Origin of the sequence: Streptomyces sp. NPDC085900, from assembly GCF_044540925.1 — a bacterium.
Lineage (GTDB): Bacteria > Actinomycetota > Actinomycetes > Streptomycetales > Streptomycetaceae > Streptomyces > Streptomyces gilvifuscus.
This window is the reverse complement of sequence record NZ_JBITSP010000010.1, coordinates 144,226-163,337: the sequence shown is the minus strand read 5'-3', so window position 1 is coordinate 163,337 and position 19,112 is coordinate 144,226. Positions and strand designations below refer to the sequence as shown.

Annotated in this window: 19 protein-coding genes and 1 riboswitch; of the genes, 15 read left to right on the top strand and 4 right to left on the bottom strand. The window is 71.2% G+C overall.

Annotation, left to right across the window (positions count from 1 at the left end):
- Window position 1 precedes the first annotated feature (1 nt).
- The 4 genes from ACIGDI_RS30810 (at window position 2) to ACIGDI_RS30795 (ending at window position 4,510) form a co-directional block, all read left to right on the top strand.
- Window positions 2-1,627 carry a YifB family Mg chelatase-like AAA ATPase gene (locus ACIGDI_RS30810; RefSeq protein WP_399903406.1) on the top strand — a complete coding sequence of 542 codons (1,626 nt, stop codon included), beginning with the start codon at window positions 2-4 and terminating at the stop codon, window positions 1,625-1,627.
- Window positions 1,624-2,838 (top strand): DNA-processing protein DprA, encoded by a 1,215-nt coding sequence (gene dprA / locus ACIGDI_RS30805; protein WP_399903403.1) that lies wholly within the window; start codon window positions 1,624-1,626, stop codon window positions 2,836-2,838. The genes ACIGDI_RS30810 and dprA overlap by 4 nt, the downstream gene beginning before the upstream one ends.
- A 189-nt stretch (window positions 2,839-3,027) precedes the next feature.
- Window positions 3,028-3,870: an RNA polymerase sigma factor WhiG gene (gene whiG, locus ACIGDI_RS30800; protein WP_272177363.1), complete on the top strand. Its 843-nt coding sequence runs from the start codon at window positions 3,028-3,030 to the stop codon at window positions 3,868-3,870.
- A gap of 85 nt (window positions 3,871-3,955) precedes the next feature.
- Window positions 3,956-4,510, top strand: coding sequence for a TetR/AcrR family transcriptional regulator (locus tag ACIGDI_RS30795; RefSeq protein WP_399903847.1), 555 nt, complete (start codon window positions 3,956-3,958; stop codon window positions 4,508-4,510).
- Window positions 4,511-4,526: 16 nt separating this feature from the next.
- Here ACIGDI_RS30795 and ACIGDI_RS30790 read toward each other — a convergent pair whose 3' ends face one another.
- Entirely contained in the window at window positions 4,527-5,123 is a 597-nt protein-coding gene (locus tag ACIGDI_RS30790; protein WP_399903401.1) for a peptidoglycan DD-metalloendopeptidase family protein, read from the bottom strand.
- 271 nt (window positions 5,124-5,394) lie between these two features.
- Here ACIGDI_RS30790 and rpsB point away from each other — a divergent pair, with 271 nt between their 5' ends.
- From rpsB to ACIGDI_RS30760, 6 genes are all read left to right on the top strand, one after another.
- Window positions 5,395-6,315 (top strand): 30S ribosomal protein S2, encoded by a 921-nt coding sequence (rpsB, locus tag ACIGDI_RS30785; RefSeq protein ID WP_399903398.1) that lies wholly within the window; start codon window positions 5,395-5,397, stop codon window positions 6,313-6,315.
- 158 nt (window positions 6,316-6,473) lie between these two features.
- On the top strand, window positions 6,474-7,310 hold the full coding sequence (gene tsf / locus ACIGDI_RS30780) for a translation elongation factor Ts (RefSeq protein ID WP_200698365.1): 837 nt from the start codon (window positions 6,474-6,476) through the stop codon (window positions 7,308-7,310).
- A 171-nt stretch (window positions 7,311-7,481) separates the two neighbouring features.
- Window positions 7,482-8,240: a UMP kinase gene (gene pyrH, locus ACIGDI_RS30775; protein WP_200698364.1), complete on the top strand. Its 759-nt coding sequence runs from the start codon at window positions 7,482-7,484 to the stop codon at window positions 8,238-8,240.
- Window positions 8,241-8,385: 145 nt separating this feature from the next.
- On the top strand, window positions 8,386-8,943 hold the full coding sequence (gene frr, locus ACIGDI_RS30770; RefSeq protein ID WP_030943211.1) for a ribosome recycling factor: 558 nt from the start codon (window positions 8,386-8,388) through the stop codon (window positions 8,941-8,943).
- Window positions 8,943-10,109: a phosphatidate cytidylyltransferase gene (locus tag ACIGDI_RS30765; RefSeq protein WP_399903393.1), complete on the top strand. Its 1,167-nt coding sequence runs from the start codon at window positions 8,943-8,945 to the stop codon at window positions 10,107-10,109. The genes frr and ACIGDI_RS30765 overlap by 1 nt, the downstream gene beginning before the upstream one ends.
- 111 nt (window positions 10,110-10,220) lie before the next feature.
- Window positions 10,221-10,670: an SRPBCC family protein gene (locus ACIGDI_RS30760; protein ID WP_399903390.1), complete on the top strand. Its 450-nt coding sequence runs from the start codon at window positions 10,221-10,223 to the stop codon at window positions 10,668-10,670.
- A gap of 100 nt (window positions 10,671-10,770) precedes the next feature.
- Here ACIGDI_RS30760 and ACIGDI_RS30755 read toward each other — a convergent pair whose 3' ends face one another.
- Window positions 10,771-10,992 (bottom strand): hypothetical protein, encoded by a 222-nt coding sequence (locus ACIGDI_RS30755; protein WP_399903844.1) that lies wholly within the window; start codon window positions 10,990-10,992, stop codon window positions 10,771-10,773.
- A gap of 155 nt (window positions 10,993-11,147) precedes the next feature.
- Here ACIGDI_RS30755 and rlmN point away from each other — a divergent pair, with 155 nt between their 5' ends.
- The 5 genes from rlmN (at window position 11,148) to ACIGDI_RS30730 (ending at window position 17,010) form a co-directional block, all read left to right on the top strand.
- Window positions 11,148-12,254, top strand: coding sequence for a 23S rRNA (adenine(2503)-C(2))-methyltransferase RlmN (gene rlmN / locus ACIGDI_RS30750; protein ID WP_351568258.1), 1,107 nt, complete (start codon window positions 11,148-11,150; stop codon window positions 12,252-12,254).
- A gap of 23 nt (window positions 12,255-12,277) precedes the next feature.
- Window positions 12,278-12,385, top strand: a riboswitch (TPP riboswitch).
- Window positions 12,386-12,454: 69 nt separating this feature from the next.
- Window positions 12,455-13,534, top strand: coding sequence for a thiamine ABC transporter substrate binding subunit (locus ACIGDI_RS30745; RefSeq protein ID WP_399903387.1), 1,080 nt, complete (start codon window positions 12,455-12,457; stop codon window positions 13,532-13,534).
- Window positions 13,535-13,578: 44 nt separating this feature from the next.
- The gene (locus ACIGDI_RS30740) at window positions 13,579-15,177 is read left to right on the top strand and encodes an ABC transporter permease (protein ID WP_399903384.1); all 1,599 of its coding nucleotides are present in this window, start codon (window positions 13,579-13,581) and stop codon (window positions 15,175-15,177) included.
- On the top strand, window positions 15,178-16,197 hold the full coding sequence (locus tag ACIGDI_RS30735) for an ABC transporter ATP-binding protein (protein ID WP_399903381.1): 1,020 nt from the start codon (window positions 15,178-15,180) through the stop codon (window positions 16,195-16,197).
- Window positions 16,198-16,221: 24 nt separating this feature from the next.
- The gene (locus ACIGDI_RS30730) at window positions 16,222-17,010 is read left to right on the top strand and encodes a maleylpyruvate isomerase family mycothiol-dependent enzyme (RefSeq protein WP_399903378.1); all 789 of its coding nucleotides are present in this window, start codon (window positions 16,222-16,224) and stop codon (window positions 17,008-17,010) included.
- A 64-nt stretch (window positions 17,011-17,074) separates the two neighbouring features.
- Here ACIGDI_RS30730 and ACIGDI_RS30725 read toward each other — a convergent pair whose 3' ends face one another.
- Together ACIGDI_RS30725 and ACIGDI_RS30720 are read right to left on the bottom strand one after the other, a co-directional pair.
- Window positions 17,075-17,773, bottom strand: a complete 699-nt coding sequence (locus ACIGDI_RS30725) for an LAETG motif-containing sortase-dependent surface protein (RefSeq protein ID WP_399903375.1) — start codon at window positions 17,771-17,773, stop codon at window positions 17,075-17,077.
- Between the two features lie 160 nt (window positions 17,774-17,933).
- Window positions 17,934-19,055 carry an LOG family protein gene (locus tag ACIGDI_RS30720; RefSeq protein ID WP_399903372.1) on the bottom strand — a complete coding sequence of 374 codons (1,122 nt, stop codon included), beginning with the start codon at window positions 19,053-19,055 and terminating at the stop codon, window positions 17,934-17,936.
- Window positions 19,056-19,112: the final 57 nt, after the last annotated feature.

Genomic DNA, 19,112 nt, shown 5'->3' with positions numbered 1-19,112 from the left:
GATGGGGTTCGCTCGTACGTGTTCGGTGGCGCTGGTGGGCGTCGAGGGTGTCGTCGTCGAGGTCCAGGCCGACCTGGAACCGGGAGTGGCCGCGTTCACCCTGGTGGGACTGCCCGACAAGAGCCTCACCGAGAGCAGGGACCGGGTCCGGGCCGCGGTCGTCAACTCCGGCGGCGAGTGGCCGCAGAAGAAGCTCACGGTCGGGCTCAGCCCGGCTTCGGTGCCGAAGGCGGGCAGCGGGTTCGACCTCGCCGTGGCCTGCGCGGTGCTCGGTGCCTCCGAGCGGATCGATCCTCGGGTGCTGGCCGACATCGTCATGATCGGGGAGCTCGGGCTGGACGGCCGGGTGCGCCCGGTCCGGGGCATCCTGCCGGCGGTGCTCGCCGCGGCGGACGCCGGATACGAGCAGGTGGTCGTGCCCGAGTGCGCGGCCGCCGAGGCCTCGCTGGTGCCCGGCGTCTCCGTCCTCGGGGTGCGCAGCCTGCGGCAGCTGATCGCCGTCCTGGCGGACGAGCCGGTACCCGAGGAGGCACCGGACGACCTGGGCCGCCCGGATCCCCTCCTCGCCGGTCTGCGGGTGCCCGGCACGGGCGCGGCCACGGGCATGCGCAGCCTCGGTGCAGCCCAGCACGAGCAGGGCCACGACCTCGCCGACGTCGTCGGCCAGATCTCGGCGCGCACGGCGGTGGAGGTCGCCGCGGCGGGCGGACACCACCTGTTCCTGGAGGGCCCGCCGGGTGCCGGCAAGACGATGCTCGCGGAACGGCTGCCGGCCATCCTGCCTCCGCTCACCCGCGAGGAGTCGCTGGAGGTCACGGCCGTCCACTCGGTGGCGGGCCTGCTGCCGCCGGGCAAGCCGCTGATCGATGTCGCCCCGTACTGCGCCCCGCACCACTCGGCGACCATGCAGGCGCTCGTGGGCGGCGGACAGGGAGTCGCGCGCCCCGGGGCCGTGTCCCTGTCGCACCGCGGCATCCTCTTTTTGGACGAGACCCCCGAGTTCAGCAGCCGGGCCCTCGACGCGCTGCGGCAGCCGCTGGAGGCCGGCCATGTCGTGATCGCCCGCAGCGCCGGAGTCGTGCGGTTCCCTGCGAAGTTCCTGATGGTGCTCGTCGCCAACCCCTGCCCCTGCGGCCGCTTCTCGCAGACCGACGACTTCTGCGAGTGTCCGCCCTCGGCCGTCCGCCGCTACCAGGCGCGGCTGTCCGGCCCACTGCTCGACCGCGTCGACCTCCGCGTCGAGGTGGACCGGGTCACGCGCGCCGAACTGACGCGGCGCGGCGCACGCGGCGAGTCCACGGCGACGGTCGCCGACCGGGTGCGGGCGGCCAGGCAACGGGCGGCGGCCCGGCTCGCCGGCACACCCTGGCGGACCAACAGCGAGATCCCCGGCCGGGAACTGCGCAGCCGCTGGCACGCGGCGAGCGGCGCGATGGACGAGGCCGAGCGCAACCTGGAGCGGGGCGTCCTGACCGCCCGCGGACTCGACCGCGTCCTGCGGGTCGCCTGGACGGTCGCCGATCTCGTCGGTCACGACAGGCCGGACGCCACGGACGTCGCCCTCGCGCTGCAGCTGCGTACCGGAGTGCCGAGGGGCGTGCCGATGGCCATCGGAGCGCTGACGTGAGCGCGCACGAGGACCCGGACGACGAGCTGCTCGCGCGGGTGCTGCTCTGTCGGGTCTTCGAACCCGGGGACCCGGTCGGGGGGCGGTGGGTTCGGGAGTGGGGACCCGTGGAGGTGGCGCGGGTTCTGCGGGACGAGGGGCCGCGGCCGGCCGGTGTCAGCGACAGGCGGTGGGCGGGGATGCTCGGGCGGGCCCGGGAGGCGGACGCCGGAGGCGATCTGAGGGCCGCACGGGACGCCGGTGTGCGGTTCGTGGTGCCCGGCGGCCCGGAGTGGCCCGGCCAGCTCGACGACCTGGGGGACGCCCGCCCCCTGGGACTGTGGGTGCGGGGTCGGCCCAGCTTGCGGATGTGGGCGCTGAGATCCGTCGCCGTCGTCGGCGCCCGCGCCTGCACCGAGTACGGCGCCCACATGGCGGCCACGCTCGGCGCGGGTCTGGCCGAGCACGGCTGGGTGGTGGTCTCCGGCGGCGCCTACGGAGTCGACGGCGCCGCACACCGGGGCGCGCTCGGCGCCGGCGGCGCCACCGTCGCCGTACTGGCCTGCGGGGTCGACCGGCCCTACCCCCGCGGGCACACCGAGCTGATCAACCGGATCGCGGAGCAGGGACTCGTCGTCGGGGAGCTGCCGCCCGGAGAGCACCCGACGGCGGGCCGATTCGTCGTCCGCAACCGGGTCATCGCCGCGCTGACCAGGGGCACCGTCGTCGTCGAAGCCGCTCACCGCAGCGGCTCGCTGGTCACGGCCCGGGCGGCGCAGCGGCTCGGCCGGCACACGATGGGGGTGCCCGGCCCGGCCACCAGCGGCCTGTCGGCCGGGGTGCACGAGCTCCTGCGGGGCGACGCCGTGCTCGTCACCGACCCCGCGGAAGTCGTCGAAGTGGTCGGCGACATGGGCCAGCTGGCACCGGAACGGCGCGGACCCGTGCTGCCCAGGGACCTGCTGGAGGCCGCCGCCCGGCGCGTGCTCGCCGCGCTGCCCGGGCGTGGCACGGCGTCGGCCGCAGCCGTCGCGCGAGGCGCACAGACCTCGCAGGAGGACGCGGTCGCGCGCCTGTACGAACTCCGATCACTTGGTTACGTCGAACGACACGGCGACGGCTGGAAGTTGACGCGCCAGGCCGTGATCTCCGGGCGGGAGGGGGTGGTCGATGTCGACGGAGCGTGTTCGGCCGTCCGGGGGAACGCCCGGCACCTGGGCAAACACCCCTGAGGGATGGTTCCGGACGGTCACGCACGGCAATCGCCGGGAACGGGTGGGGCACCCCTCGGGACGCATCTGCGTACCCGTTCCGCGCTGTTCCTCGCACAACGCGACGCTTCAGTCACGCTACGCTCACGGGGATTCCGACGCACTTCACGTAGAACGCGTACTTCACGGCAGAACGGCACAAGGCGACGAATGCCCCAGCACACCTCCGGGTCCGACCGGGCGGCGATCCCCCCAGCCGCCCGTGACGGTGGCAGCGTGCGGCCGCCCGCTCCCTCGACGCTCGACGAGCTGTGGCGGTCGTACAAGGCGACGGGGGACGAGCGGCTGCGGGAGCAGCTCATCCTGCACTACTCGCCGCTGGTCAAATACGTGGCGGGACGGGTGAGCGTCGGTCTGCCGCCCAATGTCGAGCAGGCCGACTTCGTCTCGTCCGGCGTCTTCGGGCTGATCGACGCGATCGAGAAGTTCGACGTCGACCGGGAGATCAAGTTCGAGACGTACGCGATCACCCGGATCCGTGGCGCGATGATCGACGAGCTGCGGGCGCTGGACTGGATCCCGCGCTCGGTGCGGCAGAAGGCGCGCAACGTCGAGCGGGCGTACGCGACGCTGGAGGCGCGGCTCAGACGGACACCGTCGGAGGGGGAGGTGGCCGCCGAGATGGGCATCGCGGTGGACGATCTCCACGCCGTGTTCAGCCAGTTGTCGCTGGCCAACGTGGTGGCGCTGGAGGAGCTGCTGCACGTGGGCGGTGAGGGCGGCGACCGGCTGAGCCTGATGGACACCCTGGAGGACACCGCCGCGGACAACCCCGTGGAGGTCGCCGAGGACCGGGAGCTGCGACGCTTCCTGGCGCGGGCCATCAACACCCTGCCCGAGCGGGAGAAGACCGTCGTCACGCTGTACTACTACGAGGGACTGACGCTCGCCGAGATCGGCAACGTGCTCGGGGTGACCGAGAGCCGGGTGAGCCAGATCCACACCAAGTCGGTGCTGCAGCTGCGGGCGAAGCTGGCCGGCTTCGGGCGGTGACGGCCCGCCGGAGAGCGTGACTCGCTCCCGTCGGAGGTGGCGCGTCCGTAAAGTGGTTGACGTGCCAAGGATTCGAGCGGCCTCCGTGGCCGAACACCGGTCGATGCAGCGAGCCGCCCTGCTGGACGCGGCTCGGTCCCTGCTGTCCGACGGCGGGACGGAGGCGCTGACGTTCCCGGCGCTCGCCGAGCGTACGGGCCTGGCGCGGTCGTCCGTGTACGAGTACTTCCGGTCGCGGGCCGCGGTGGTCGAGGAACTGTGCGAGGTCGACTTCCCCGTGTGGGCGGCCGAGGTCGGAGCCGCCATGGAGCGGGAGGCCACGGCCGAGGACCGGATCGCGGCCTACGTGCGGCGGCAGCTGGAGCTGGTCGGGGACCGGCGGCACCGGGCCGTGGTCGCGATCTCGGCGAGCGAGCTGGACGCCGGGGCGCGGGAGCGGATCCGGGCGGCCCACGGCGGGCTCGTCGCGATGATCGTCGAGGCGCTGGCGGAGATGGGGCACGCGGAGCCCCGGCTCGCCGCGATGCTGGTGCAGGGCGTCGTGGACGCGGCCGTGCGGCGGATCGAACTCGGCGCCGAGGACCCCGCGGTGGTCGCGGACGCGGCGGTGGGCATGGCGCTGCGGGGCGTTCGCGGCTGAGGTGGCAGGCATGGCGCTACGGAGCGTTCGCGGCTGAGGCAGGCCCGGGCAGAGGCACTCCGAGCACGGGCAGCAGTCTCGACGGCCCGCCGCGCAGCAGCCACGGCGGGAGCAGCGACAGGGGATCCAGATAGGTCCGCCCGCTGAGCAGGCCCCAGTGCACGCACGTGACGGCGCAGTGCGCGCCCGTCGGCTCCACCGCGCCCACCACCTCGCCCGCCGTCACCTCCTCGCCTTCGCGCACGGACGCCCGCACCGGTTCGTACGTCGTGCGCAGATCCGTTCCGCTCAGCTCCACCGAGACCACGCCCCGGCCCGCCACCCGGCCCGCGAAGGAGACCCGGCCGGCCGCCACGGCGCGCACCGGTGTCCCGGCCGGCGCCGCCAGGTCCACGCCGCGGTGACCGGGGCCGTAGACCGTCGCCGGGGGCTCCCAGCCGCGTAGCACCACGGGGTGGCTGCCCACCGGCCAGGCGCGGCCGATCGCGGGCGCGCCGAGGGAGGGGGCGGCCGGGACGGGCGGGGGCTGCGCCCATGCCCACGGGGTCAGAACGGCCCACGTCAGAGCCGGTAGCCCCGCCGCCGTCAGGCGTACGTATCGCTTCGCTCGCATGGGGAAACCGTCCCGCATCCCCGCCGACCATGGCCGGGATCTGTGGACAACTCCCGGGTTGTGGACAGCGGCGTCACCCGGTGCCCCGCCGGTCCCGTACACTTCTTCTGGCGATCCGGGTCACCGGGTCGACTTCGCACGCCCCGACATCAGGTGGTCACAAGCCGGTGTCAGCGCCTCTCGGTCCCTCGTGGCAAGGCGCACGCGGGCGTCAGGCGCGGGAGCCGTCCGGTCCCCGCGGCACAACCGAGAAACTCAAGGAGATACGGCCATGGCCGTCGTCACGATGCGGGAGCTGCTGGAGAGCGGCGTCCACTTCGGTCACCAGACCCGTCGTTGGAACCCGAAGATGAAGCGCTTCATCTTCACGGAGCGCAACGGCATCTACATCATCGACCTGCTCCAGTCGCTGTCGTACATCGACCGCGCCTACGAGTTCGTCAAGGAGACCGTCGCCCACGGCGGCACGGTCATGTTCGTCGGCACGAAGAAGCAGGCGCAGGAGGCCATCGCCGAGCAGGCCACCCGCGTCGGCATGCCCTACGTCAACCAGCGCTGGCTGGGCGGCATGCTCACCAACTTCTCCACCGTCTACAAGCGTCTGCAGCGCCTCAAGGAGCTCGAGCAGATCGACTTCGAGGACGTCGCGGCCTCGGGTCTGACCAAGAAGGAGCTTCTCGTGCTCTCGCGCGAGAAGGCCAAGCTGGAGAAGACCCTCGGCGGTATCCGCGAGATGCAGAAGGTGCCCAGCGCCGTCTGGATCGTGGACACCAAGAAGGAGCACATCGCGGTCGGTGAGGCCCGGAAGCTCAACATCCCGGTCGTCGCCATCCTCGACACCAACTGCGACCCCGACGAGGTCGACTACAAGATCCCGGGCAACGACGACGCGATCCGCTCCGTCACCCTGCTCACCCGCGTGATCGCCGACGCCGTCGCCGAGGGCCTCATCGCCCGCAGCGGTGTCGCCACCGAGGGCAAGGAGAAGGCCGCGGGCGAGCCGCTCGCCGAGTGGGAGCGCGACCTGCTCGAGGGCGAGAAGAAGGCCGACGAGGCTCCGGCCGCCGAGGCCGAGAAGCCGGCCGAGGCCGCTGCCGAGGCCCCGGCTGCCGAGGCCCCCGCTGCCGAGGCCCCCGAGGCCGAGGCGCCGGCCGCCGAGGCCGCTCCGGCCGCGGACGCCGAGCAGGCCTGACCCGTCAGCGTCAGAAGTTGACGGCGGGAGCGGGCCATGAAACCCGCTCCCGCCGTTCACCCGTAGGTCGGCGGTGAGTCAGCGGCCCCCGACCACATGGGGGCCACAGACCCCGTAGATCTTCGATCTTCCAGACTTCGAGAAAGATTCACAGACTCATGGCGAACTACACCGCCGCCGACGTCAAGAAGCTTCGTGAGCTCACCGGCGCCGGCATGATGGACTGCAAGAAGGCGCTGGACGAGGCCGAGGGCAACGTCGAGAAGGCCGTCGAGGCGCTGCGCATCAAGGGCCAGAAGGGCGTCGCCAAGCGCGAGGGCCGCTCCGCCGAGAACGGCGCCGTGGTCTCCATCATCGCCGACGACAACTCCTCCGGCGTCCTGGTCGAGCTGAAGTGCGAGACGGACTTCGTCGCCAAGGGCGAGAAGTTCCAGGCCGTCGCCAACCAGATCGCCGAGCACGTCGCCAAGACGTCCCCGGCCGACCTCGAGGCCCTGCTCGCCTCCGAGATCGAGGCCGGCAAGACCGTCCAGGCGTTCGTGGACGAGGCCAACGCCAACCTCGGCGAGAAGATCGTCCTGGACCGCTTCGCGCAGTTCGCCGACGGCTACGTGACGGCGTACATGCACCGCACGATGCCCGACCTGCCCCCGCAGATCGGTGTCCTGGTCGAGCTCGACAAGCCCAACGCCGAGATCGCCAAGGGCGTCGCCCAGCACATCGCCGCCTTCGCGCCGAAGTACCTCTCCAAGGAGGACGTGCCGGCCGAGGTCGTCGAGTCCGAGCGCCGCGTCGCCGAGGAGACCACCCGCGCCGAGGGCAAGCCCGAGGCCGCCCTGCCGAAGATCGTCGAGGGTCGCCTCAACGGCTTCTTCAAGGACGCCACGCTGCTCGGCCAGCCGTACGCGCTCGACAACAAGAAGTCCGTCCAGAAGGTCCTGGACGAGGCCGGTGTCACCCTGAAGCGCTTCACGCGCATCAAGGTCGGCATCTGAGTCCGTACCGCGATCGGCGCGCGACCCCGATAGGGTCGTACGCAGTTGTCAGCGGGTGACGGACGACAGCGGATCTGACGAGGAGGCCATTGCCGAGCATGGGAGCGAAATGCCACCCCAGCGGCAATGGCCTTCTTCGTATGTGCAACACGTGAAAGAGGCGGGATCTCCATGACCACCAAGCCCCAGAAGAGCGACGACGGCAAAGTACGCGGCCGGTTTCTGCTGAAGCTGTCCGGTGAGGCCTTCTCCGGTGGTGGGGGCCTGGGGGTCGACCCCGACGTGGTGCACAAGATCGCCCGTGAGATCGCCGCCGTCGTCCGCGACGGCGCCCAGGTCGCGGTGGTCATCGGCGGCGGCAACTTCTTCCGCGGCGCCGAGCTCCAGCAGCGCGGCATGGACCGGGCCCGCTCGGACTACATGGGCATGCTCGGCACCGTGATGAACTGCCTCGCCCTCCAGGACTTCCTGGAGAAGGAGGGCATCCAGTCCCGGGTGCAGACCGCCATCACCATGGGCCAGGTCGCCGAGCCGTACATCCCGCTGCGCGCCATCCGTCACCTGGAGAAGGGCCGCGTGGTCATCTTCGGCGCCGGTATGGGCATGCCCTACTTCTCCACCGACACCACCGCCGCCCAGCGCGCCCTGGAGATCGACGCCGAGGCGCTGCTGATGGGCAAGAACGGCGTCGACGGGGTCTACGACTCCGACCCCAAGCGCAACCCGGACGCCGTCAAGTTCGACTCCCTCGGCTACGGCGAGGTCATCACCCGCGACCTCAAGGTCGCCGACGCCACCGCCATCACGCTGTGCCGCGACAACAAGCTCCCGATCCTCGTCTTCGAGCTTCTGGCCGAGGGCAATATCGCCCGCGCCGTCAAGGGTGAGAAGATCGGCACGCTGGTGGGTGACCAGGACAGCCGGGACTGACAGGCAACACCTACGGACCCTGACCGGGGGATGGACAATGTCCCGCAGGTCGGGAACCGTGCAGGAAGAAGACGCGACGCAGCCGGCCGCCGCCCCCACCTAGGAACCGCAGCCGGGCCTCACTCAAGACACGCAGGAGCAAGTGGTGATCGAAGAGACCCTCCTCGAGGCCGAGGAGAAGATGGAGAAGGCCGTCGTGGTCGCCAAGGAGGACTTCGCCGCGATCCGCACCGGTCGTGCGCACCCGGCGATGTTCAACAAGATCGTGGCCGACTACTACGGCGCGCCGACACCGATCAACCAGCTGGCTTCGTTCTCCGTGCCGGAGCCGCGCATGGCGGTCGTGACCCCGTTCGACAAGACGGCCCTGCGCAACATCGAGCAGGCCATCCGCGACTCCGATCTGGGTGTCAACCCGAGCAACGACGGCAACATCATCCGGGTGGTGTTCCCCGAGCTCACCGAGGAGCGCCGCCGCGACTACATCAAGGTCGCCAAGGGCAAGGCCGAGGACGCGCGCGTGTCCATCCGCTCCGTGCGCCGCAAGGCCAAGGACGCCATCGACAAGCTGATCAAGGACGGCGAGGTCGGTGAGGACGAGGGCCGCCGTGCTGAGAAGGAACTCGACGACTCCACCCACAAGTACGTGGCACAGGTCGACGAGCTCCTGAAGCACAAGGAAGCGGAGCTGCTCGAGGTCTGATGAACGACTCTTCCTGGGGAGCGCCGCCACACACCGGGTCGCAGGGCGGCTACTGGGGGCCCACCGACCAGGGGCCTGTCCAGGGGGCTGCCCCGGCGGGTCCCGCGTACGATGCGCCTGAGGCGCAGCACACTCGCCCCATGCCCATCGTGCCCGACGGACCCGTACCTCGATACGGCGAAGACCAGGATGACGACCGGGGGGCCGCTCGGCTGAGCGGCCCCTTGTTCCGCGACGAACCGCCGCAGGCGCAGACCTACGACATGCCGCAGGCGCCGCCCCACCCGGCGGCGCAGCAGAATCCGGAGCCCATGCCCGACGCCCCTCAGCCGGCGCCGCCGCCGCAGAAGAAGAGCGCGGGGCGCGACCTGGGCGCGGCCATAGGGGTCGGCGTCGGGCTCGGCGTGGTGATCATCGCGTCGCTGTTCGTCGTCAAGGCCGTCTTCGTCGGCGTCATCGCGGTCGCGGTGGTCGTCGGCCTGTGGGAACTGACCAGCAGGCTGCAGGAGCGCAAGGGCATCAAGGCGCCCCTCGTTCCGCTGGCGCTCGGCGGCGCCGCGATGGTCGTCGCCGGGTACGTGCGCGGCGCCGACGGCGCGTGGGTGGCGATGGCGCTGACGGCGCTCGCGGTCCTCGTCTGGCGCATGACGGAACCGCCGGAGGGTTACCTCAAGGACGTCACGGCGGGCGTCTTCGCGGCCTTCTACGTCCCGTTCCTGGCGACCTTCGTCGCCATGATGCTGACGGCCGACGACGGCCCGTGGCGGGTGCTGACCTTCCTGCTGCTGACGGTGGTCAGCGACACGGGCGCGTACGCCGTCGGCTGGCGCTTCGGCCGGCACAAGCTGGCGCCGCGCATCAGCCCGGGCAAGACCCGGGAGGGCCTGCTCGGCGCGGTGTCGTTCGCGATGGTCGCGGGCGCGCTGTGCATGCAGTTCCTGATCGACGACGGCGCCTGGTGGCAGGGCCTCGTCCTCGGCTTCGCGGTCGCGGCCAGCGCCACGCTGGGCGACCTCGGCGAGTCGATGATCAAGCGGGACCTGGGCATCAAGGACATGGGCACGCTGCTGCCGGGCCACGGCGGCATCATGGACCGCCTGGACTCGCTGCTGCCGACGGCTCCCGTGGTGTGGCTGCTGCTGGTGCTGTTCGTGGGATCCGGCTGACGGTCCGGCCGGCGGCTTCACAAGTCCCGCTCGCTCGATGGCGCGGCCGTCGGGCGAGTGGGACGATCCCGGTGTAAGCCCTCAAAGGGAATGTCCCGAAGAGGAGGCGCCATGTCCGCCATCCATGAAGAGTTCGACGTGGACCGCCGTCCCGAGGATGTCTGGGCGTACGTCACCGATCCATCCCACCTGCCGGAATGGCAACTGAGCGCGATCGCCGCCGAACAACTCGACGACCGCCCCTTCGGTCTGGGCTCCCGCGTCCGCGTCACCCGGCACATGGGTCGGCGCGAGATGCCGATGACCATGGAGTGCACCCAGTACGACCCGCAGCACTCCTGGTCCGTGCACGGAATCGACGGCCCGGTCAGGGGCAGGTTCCACGCCGAGCTCACCCCCCTCGACGACGGCCGACGCACCCACGTGACGATGGACCTCGACTTCGAGGGCCACGGCATCGGCAAGCTCCTGCTGCCCCTCATCGTCCGCCCCCAGGCCCGCAAGGAGATGCCGCGCAACGAACGCCTGCTGAAGGACAAGCTGGAACACACGGCCGCCTGAGGCGAGCTCCGCGGCAGAACACCCCGGGCCGCCCTCACCGGGCCGGGCAGCCCGGGGCGCGGTGGGATGTGAACCCACGGTGACATCGCTGGCACGTTGATCATGCGAACGGCGACAGACCCTTGCTCTCCAAGTGAGCGAGCAACGATTCAAGGCATGCGTCTGGCCTGGCCAGGTCAGCGCGGAAGAACGAGTCCTCACCGAGCGACCCGCCGCTGACGATGACCATCCATGCCGCCCGTCGCTCGACCATGCGTTCACCGTCGACCTTGAAAACGGTCGTGACGCCGCGCTCGGCCAGCCACTCCATCAGTTCGAGCATGTCCACTCGCACCCCTCCGGAGGGATCATCCCATCCCCGGAGGCCGCACCTGGGCCGTGCGAAGCCGACCAAGGCACAGGCGCCGTCCGCGGGTGACCACCCCCACCCCGCTCCGGCCTGGGCCCCCGGCGATGATCTGCCACACTGGAAGGGTTATGCCGAAGCCCGGAGAACTCACTTTCGTCGCCCCCCGCGGAGCCAAGAAGCCGCCGCGGCATCTCGCTGATCTCACGCCCGCCGAGCGCAAGGACGCGGTGGCCGAGATCGGGGAGAAGCCGTTTCGTGCCAAGCAGCTCTCGCAGCACTACTTCGCGCGGTACGCGCACGATCCGGCGGAGTGGACGGACATCCCGGCCGGCTCGCGCGGGAAGCTGCAGGAGGCGCTGCTGCCCGAGCTGATGACGGTCGTACGGCATCTGTCGACCGACCAGGGCACGACCCGCAAGACGCTGTGGCGGCTGTTCGACGGCACGCTCGTCGAGTCCGTGCTGATGCGGTACCCGGACCGGGTGACCATGTGCATCAGCTCGCAGGCCGGCTGCGGGATGAACTGTCCGTTCTGCGCCACCGGGCAGGCGGGACTCGACCGGAATCTGTCCACCGCCGAGATCGTCCACCAGATCGTGGACGGGATGCGGGCGCTGCGGGACGGAGAGGTCCCCGGCGGGCCGGCGCGACTGTCCAACATCGTCTTCATGGGGATGGGCGAGCCGCTCGCCAACTACAAGCGTGTGGTCGGGGCCGTCCGGGCCCTCACCGACCCCGCCCCGGACGGGCTCGGGCTCTCCCAGCGCGGGATCACCGTCTCGACCGTCGGGCTCGTGCCCGCCATCCACCGGTTCGCCGACGAGGGCTTCAAGTGCCGGCTGGCGATCTCCCTGCACGCCCCCGACGACGAGCTGCGCGACACCCTCGTCCCCGTGAACACGCGGTGGAAGGTGCGCGAGGTGCTCGACGCCGGGTTCGAGTACGTCGAGAAGAGCGGGCGGCGGCTGAGCATCGAGTACGCGCTCATCCGTGACATCAACGACCAGGCGTGGCGTGGCGACCGGCTCGGGCGGCTGCTGCGGGGCAAGCCCGTGCACGTCAACCTCATCCCGCTCAACCCGACGCCCGGCTCGAAGTGGACCGCGTCCCGGCCCGAGGACGAGAAGGCGTTCGTCGAGGCCATCGCGGCGCACGGGGTGCCGGTGACCGTCCGGGACACCCGCGGGCAGGAGATCGACGGCGCCTGTGGTCAGCTCGCGGCCACCGAGCGGTAACCTGAGGCCGTCCATACATATTCATATTCCGACAGGGGAGCGCCACAGCGCTGAGAGTGCGGCAACCGGGCCGCAGACCCTCTGAACCTTGCCCAGGTCATTCTGGGTAGGAAGTTCGGTCATCACTCAAGCTGTTGCGCCCTGCCCAGATCCTTCTGGGCGGGGCCGCGTCTCTTCCTGGTCACCCAGGAGGAACTTCAGTGCACACCAAGACGTTCGTCGCCGCGGCCGTCGGCCTCGGCCTGATCACCTTGTCCGCCTGCGGATCGTCGTCGGCCGGCGGCCAGTCGTCCGGCGAGTCCAAGACCGTCACGCTCGTCAGCCATGACTCGTGGGCCGTCTCCAAGAGCGTCCTCGCCGACTTCGAGAAGAAGTCCGGCTACAAGGTCAGGGTCCTCAAGAGCGGCGACGCCGGCCAGGCCGTCAACAAGGCCCTGCTCACCAAGGACAACCCGCAGGGCGACGTCTTCTTCGGCGTCGACAACACCCTGCTGTCGCGGGCCCTCGACAACGGTCTCTTCCAGTCCTACGAGGCCAAGGGCGCCGACACCGTCCGGCCGCAGTTCCGCGTCGACCCCGGCAAGCACCGGGTCACCCCCATCGACTACGGCGACATCTGCGTCAACTACGACAAGGCCTACTTCAGCAAGCACCGGCTGACCCCGCCGCAGTCCTTCGACGACCTGGTCAAGCCCGCCTACAAGAACCTCCTCGTCACCGAGAACGCCTCCACCTCCTCGCCCGGCCTCGGCTTCCTGCTCGGCAGCGCCGCGCAGTACGGCGACGACGGCTGGCAGGGCTACTGGAAGAAGCTCAAGGCCAACGGCGTGAAGGTCGTCGACGGCTGGGAGCAGGCCTACAACCAGGAGTTCTCCGGCTCGGCAGGCGGCAAGAAGGCCAAGGCCGACCGCCCGCTCGTCGTCTCCTACGCCTCCTCGCCGCCCGCCGAGGTCGTCTTCGCCGACCCGCGGCCCAAGACCGCGCCGACCGGGACGTCGTACGGCACCTGCTTCCGGCAGATCGAGTACGCCGGTCTGCTCGGCAACGCGAAGAACGCCAAGGGCGGCAAGGCGTTCATCGACTTCCTGCTCGGCAAGGAGTTCCAGCAGGACATGCCGCTGAACATGTTCGTCTACCCGGTGGTCGAGGGTGCGAAGGTGCCCAAGGAGTTCACCGAGTACGGCCCCGCCGCCAAGGACCCGGAGACCATGGCCCCGACGAAGATCGCCGCCAACCGTGACCAGTGGGTCAAGTCGTGGACGTCACTCGTACTGAAGTAGCCCCGCGCCCGGCGCGGCGGGGGAGCGCGGCTCGGCTCGGCCTGATGGCCCTGCCGGTCGCGTTCTTCGCCGTGTTCTTCGCCTGGCCCGTCGCCGCGATCGTGGCGCGCGGGCTGAAGACGGACGGGACGTGGCACCTCGGCCGGATCGCGGACGTCGTCGCGCAGTCCGACATCCGGCACGTCCTGTGGTTCACCACCTGGCAGGCGCTCGCCTCCACCGCGCTCACGCTGCTGATCGCACTCCCGGGCGCGTACGTCTTCGCCCGCTTCGACTTCCCCGGCAGACAGGTCCTGCGGGCCGTCGTCACCGTCCCCTTCGTCCTGCCGACCGTCGTCGTCGGTACGGCGTTCCTGGCGCTCGTCGGACGCGGGGGACTGCTGGACGAGCTGTGGGGCGTACGGCTGGACACCACCGTGTGGGCCATCCTGCTGGCGCACGTCTTCTTCAACTACGCCGTCGTCGTGCGGACCGTCGGCGGGCTGTGGGGGCAGCTGGACCCGCGGCAGGAGGAGGCGGCGCGCATGCTCGGCGCGTCCCGCTTCCGGGCCTGGCGCACGGTCACCCTGCCGGCGCTCGGACCCGCCGTGGCCGCCGCCGCGCTGATGGTCTTCCTCTTCACCTTCACCTCCTTCGGCGTGGTGCAGATCCTCGGCGGGCCGACCTTCTCCACCCTGGAGGTCGAGATCTACCGGCAGACCTCCGAGATCTTCGACCTGTCCACCGCCGCGGTCCTGACGATCGTGCAGTTCGTCGCGGTCGGCGCGATCCTCGCCGTGCACGCGTGGACTATACGGCGCCGGGAGAGCGCCCTGCGGCTGGTGGACGCGGGCGGCACCGCCCGGCGGCCGCGCGGGGCGGGGCAGTGGGCGCTGCTGGCCGGAGTCCTCGCCAGCATCGCCGTACTGCTGCTCCTCCCGCTCGCCGTGCTGGTCCAACGCTCGCTCGGCGGCTCGGACTTCGGCTACTACCGGGCGCTGACGAAGGACGACGACACCTTCCTCGTCCCGCCGATCGAGGCGATCGGCAACTCCCTGCAGTACGCCCTCGCCGCCACCGCCATCGCCGTGGTGATCGGCGCGCTGGCCGCCGCGGCCCTCGCCCGGAGGGATGCCGGCCGGCTGGTCCGTGGCTTCGACGCGCTGCTGATGCTGCCGCTGGGCGTCTCCGCGGTGACCGTCGGCTTCGGTTTCCTGATCGCCCTGGACCGGCCGCCGCTGGACCTCAGGTCGTCGTGGATCCTGGTGCCGCTCGCCCAGGCGCTCGTGGGCGCCCCCTTCGTCGTACGGACCATGCTGCCCGTGCTGCGGGCCGTGGACACGCGGCTGAGGGAGGCGGCGGCCGTGCTGGGGGCTTCGCCGTGGCGGGTGTGGCGCGAGGTCGATCTGCCCCTGGTGCGGCGGGCGCTGCTGGTCGCGGCCGGGTTCGCGTTCGCCGTGTCGCTCGGGGAGTTCGGGGCGACCGTGTTCATCGCGCGGCCCGACAACCCGACCTTGCCGGTCGCCGTGGCGCGGCTGCTCGGCCGGCCGGGTGATCTCAACTACGGGCAGGCTATGGCCCTTTCGACGATTCTGATGGTGGTGTGCGCGGTGGCGCTGCTGGTGCTGGAGCGGCTGCGCACCGACCGGACCGGGGAGTTCTGAATGCTGCTGAGCCTGCAAGACGCCACCGTCCGCTTCGGTGGGCGGGCCGTGCTCGACACCGTCGGCCTCGACGTCGCCGAGCACGAGGTCGTGTGCGTGCTCGGGCCGAGCGGCAGCGGCAAGTCGACGCTGCTGCGGGTGGTGGCGGGGCTGCAGGAGCTGGACGCCGGACGGGTCTCGCTCGACGGGCGGGACCAGACGGGCGTGCCCGCGCACCGGCGGGGGGTGGGGCTGATGTTCCAGGACCATCAGCTGTTCCCGCAGCGGGACGTGGGTGGCAACGTCGCCTTCGGACTGCGGATGCGCGGCGCCTCGAAGGCCGAACAGGGCGATCGTGTGGGGGAGTTGCTGGAGCTGGTCGGCTTGCCGGGGGCCGCTCGCCGGGCCGTCGCCTCGCTGTCCGGCGGTGAGCAGCAGCGGGTGGCGCTGGCGCGTGCCCTGGCGCCCCGGCCGCGGCTGCTGATGCTGGACGAGCCGCTCGGCCAGCTCGACCGCTCGCTGCGGGAGCGGCTGGTCGTCGAACTCCGGGAGCTCTTCGGCCGGTTGGGCACGACCGTGCTGGCCGTCACGCACGACCAGGGCGAGGCCTTCGCGCTGGCCGACCGGGTCGTGGTGATGCGGGACGGGCGGATCGCCCAGTCCGGTACGCCGCTTCAGGTGTGGCAGCGGCCGGCGGACGAGTTCGTGGCCCGCTTCCTCGGCTTCGACAACGTGGTGGAGGGCACGGTCGCGGGAGAGGCGGCGGACACCCCCTGGGGGAAGGTGCCGGTGCCCGAGGACGCTCCCCAGGGCACGTGCACCCTGCTCGTCCGCCCCGCCGGCGTCCGGCTCGTCCCGGCCGACGAGGGGCTGCGCTGCACGGTCGCCGCCCGCACCTTCAAGGGCACCCACGTCGCCGTACACCTGCAGCCGCGGGAGGCGCCGCGGCTGGAGGCGGCGTGCGCGCTGCGGGAGGCGCCGGAGGTCGGGGACACGGTCGGGGTGGCGTTCGACGCGGCGGAAATCGTGGTGCTGAACTGATCACCGCCTCCGTATGGTGCGGGCATGACACTCCTCCCGCATGACCGTTACTGTGCCGAGATCGCCCACCAGGTCGAACAGCTGAGGGCCGTGGTGACCTCCGGGGCCGACCTGGCCGCCACCGTCCCCACCTGCCCCGACTGGACCCTGGAGCAGCTCGTGCTGCACATGGGCGGCGTCCTGCGCTGGTCGGGCACGCTGGTGCGGACACGGGCGCAGGAGAACATCGCCGACGAACTGGTGCCGCGCGGCGACGGCCCCGAGACCCCGGGCGACGCGGCCGCCCTCGACGCCTGGCTGGCGGAGGCCGGCGAACTGGTCGTGGACGCGCTGCGCGAGGCCGGACCCGACGCGAAGGTGTGGAGCTGGGCCGGGGATCAGACCGCCGCCTTCTGGGCCCGCCGCATGGCCCACGAGATCACCGTCCACCGCGCCGACGCCACCCTCGCGGCGGGACTGCCGTACGACGTGGCCCCCGAGATCGCCGCCGACGCGATCGACGAGTGGCTGGAGATCGTGCAGTTGATGGGCCGGCGCGGGGAGGCGGAGCAGCCGCTGCGGGCCGGCGGCAGCATGCACCTGCACGCCACCGACGCCGCACCGGAGGCGAACGCCGAGTGGCTCGTCGAGGGCGCCGGCGAAGGCATCGTCTGGCGCCGTGGCCACGAGAAGACGACCGTCGCACTGCGCGGCCCGCGCACCTCTATGCTGCTCGCCCTCTACCGCCGACTGCCGCTGGACGGGCCGGGGTTGGAGGTCGTGGGGGACCGGGAAGTGCTGGAGTTCTGGCTGGACCGGGCGACCTTCGGCTGAACACGACCGCGGCCCGTCCCCCGGGGATACGGGGACGGGCCGCAGTCTGTTGCGAAGTGAGGCGTCAGCGCGAGCTGTTCGCCCCGCGACGGCGCATGCCGAAGTAGACGGCGCCGCCGCCCACGACGACCAGGCCGCCCGCGATACCGGCGATCAGACCGGTGTTGGAGTTCGCACCGGTCTCGGCGAGGTTGGAGTCACCGGCCGCCGGGGACGGCTCGTTGTCGGTGCTGCCGGCCGGAGCGGTGCTGCTCTCCGAGGCCGACGGGGTCGGGCTCGGGGACTCCGAGGCCGGGGTCGAGGCGGACTCCGACGGCGAGGGGGTGGCCGGCGGGGTGGACTCGCCCTTCGAGCAGCCCTCGGCGGGGGTGCTCAGGTTGGGCTTGATGTCCTTGTCGACGATCGGGTGGTCCTTGTCCTTCCCGGCCGTGACGTGGACCCGGTACTCGGCCTTCGGCTGCCAGTCCTCGTTGAACGTGACGGTGACACCCTCGCGGGAGCCGGTGACGTCCTGCTCACCGATCTGCTTCGCGTCGGCGCCGTTGCTCTCGAGGAACACGGTGATCGTGGCCGGGGTGCCGGAGGCGTCCTTGTCGGTGACGACGATGACGCCCTTGCTGCCGTCGCACTTGGCTTCGGCGGAGAACTCACTGATGTTGCAGGCGAGCGCGGAGCCCGCGGCGCTCACGGCGAGCGCGGTGGAGGCGGCGGCGACGCCCAGGATCTGCGCTGAACGACGCGCGGTGCGGCGAGTTATGGACACGTTTGCCCTTCACGGGAGGCATAACTGCGGGGGGTTGCAGGGAAGGTGGGACGACGGTGAGGTGAGGCTCCACCATCCCCATGAGGCTCACAGGTCTATAAGCGTTCCATAAGGAGTGTCAATCCGAAGCCGGGTAAGGCGGGTTGGCTTTACTCTCTTATTAACCACCGAGACGTTTCAATGCCTCCGGCGCCTCCTCGATCCGGTCAACGAGGGCGATACGGGACTCCATCGAGCGTTCCCGGGCGAGAGCCTGCAAGAGGGGCCAGGTCGGCAGCCGCTCCGTCCAGTGCTCCCGGTCGACCAGCACCATGGGCGTCGGCTCGCCCCGCGACTCGTAGTAGTTGGGCGTCGCGTTGTCGAATATCTCCTGTACGGTCCCGGCCGCGCCCGGCAGGAAGACCACGCCCGCGTTGCACCGGGCCAGCAGGCCGTCCTCGCGGGTGGCGTTGGCGAAGTACTTGGCGATGTACGCGGCGAAGGGGTTCGGCGGCTCGTGGCCGTAGAACCAGGTGGGAATGCCGACCGAGTGGTTGCCCTTCGGCCAGCGTTCGCGCACCTCGAAGGCCGCCTGCGCCCAGTCGGTGATCGACGGCGTGAACGAGGGTGCCCGGGCGAGGAGTCGGCAGGCCTCCTCCAGCATCTCGTCCTCGTACGGCGCCGCGTACGCGCCCAGGTTCGCCGCCTCCATCGCGCCCGGTCCGCCACCGGTCGCCACGGTCAGCCCGGAGCGGCTCAGTTCGCGGCCCAGGCGCGCGGCGCCCGCGTACGCCTCCGTGCCGCGCGCCATCGCGTGGCCGCCCATGACGCCCACCACCCGTGCGCCGCGCAGGAGTTCGTCCAGGGCGTCGGATATGGAGTCGTCGTGCACGGCCCGCAGCATCGACGCGAAGATGTCGCCGTCGGCCCTGGTGCGCTGGAACCAGGCGTAGGCCAGGGCGTCCGGTGTCCGCTCGTACCCCTTCTCCAGCGAGGCGAACAGCTGGTCGGCCGTGTAGAGGTGCCCGCGATAGGGATCGAAGGGGAGGTCGGGAACCGGCGGGAAGACCAGGGCGCCGTCGGTCCGGATCTTCTGCGCCGCGTCCTCCCGCATCGGGCAGCCTAGGAAGACCGCGCCCGCGGTGTCGGTGGTCAGCAACTCCCGTGTGCGGTCGGTCAGATCGACGGCCTGCACTCGGTAGCCGGCGAGGGTGCCGCGGGCCGAGACGGTCGCGTCGAAGTCCTCGAGCGTCTCGATCTCGCGTTCGTCGTGGTGGGCCGCGTGGGCCGGGCTGGTCTGCACTCGGCCATGCTAAGGAGGGGAACGCCGTCGGCGGGGCGGAGAACCCTGACGAAGGGA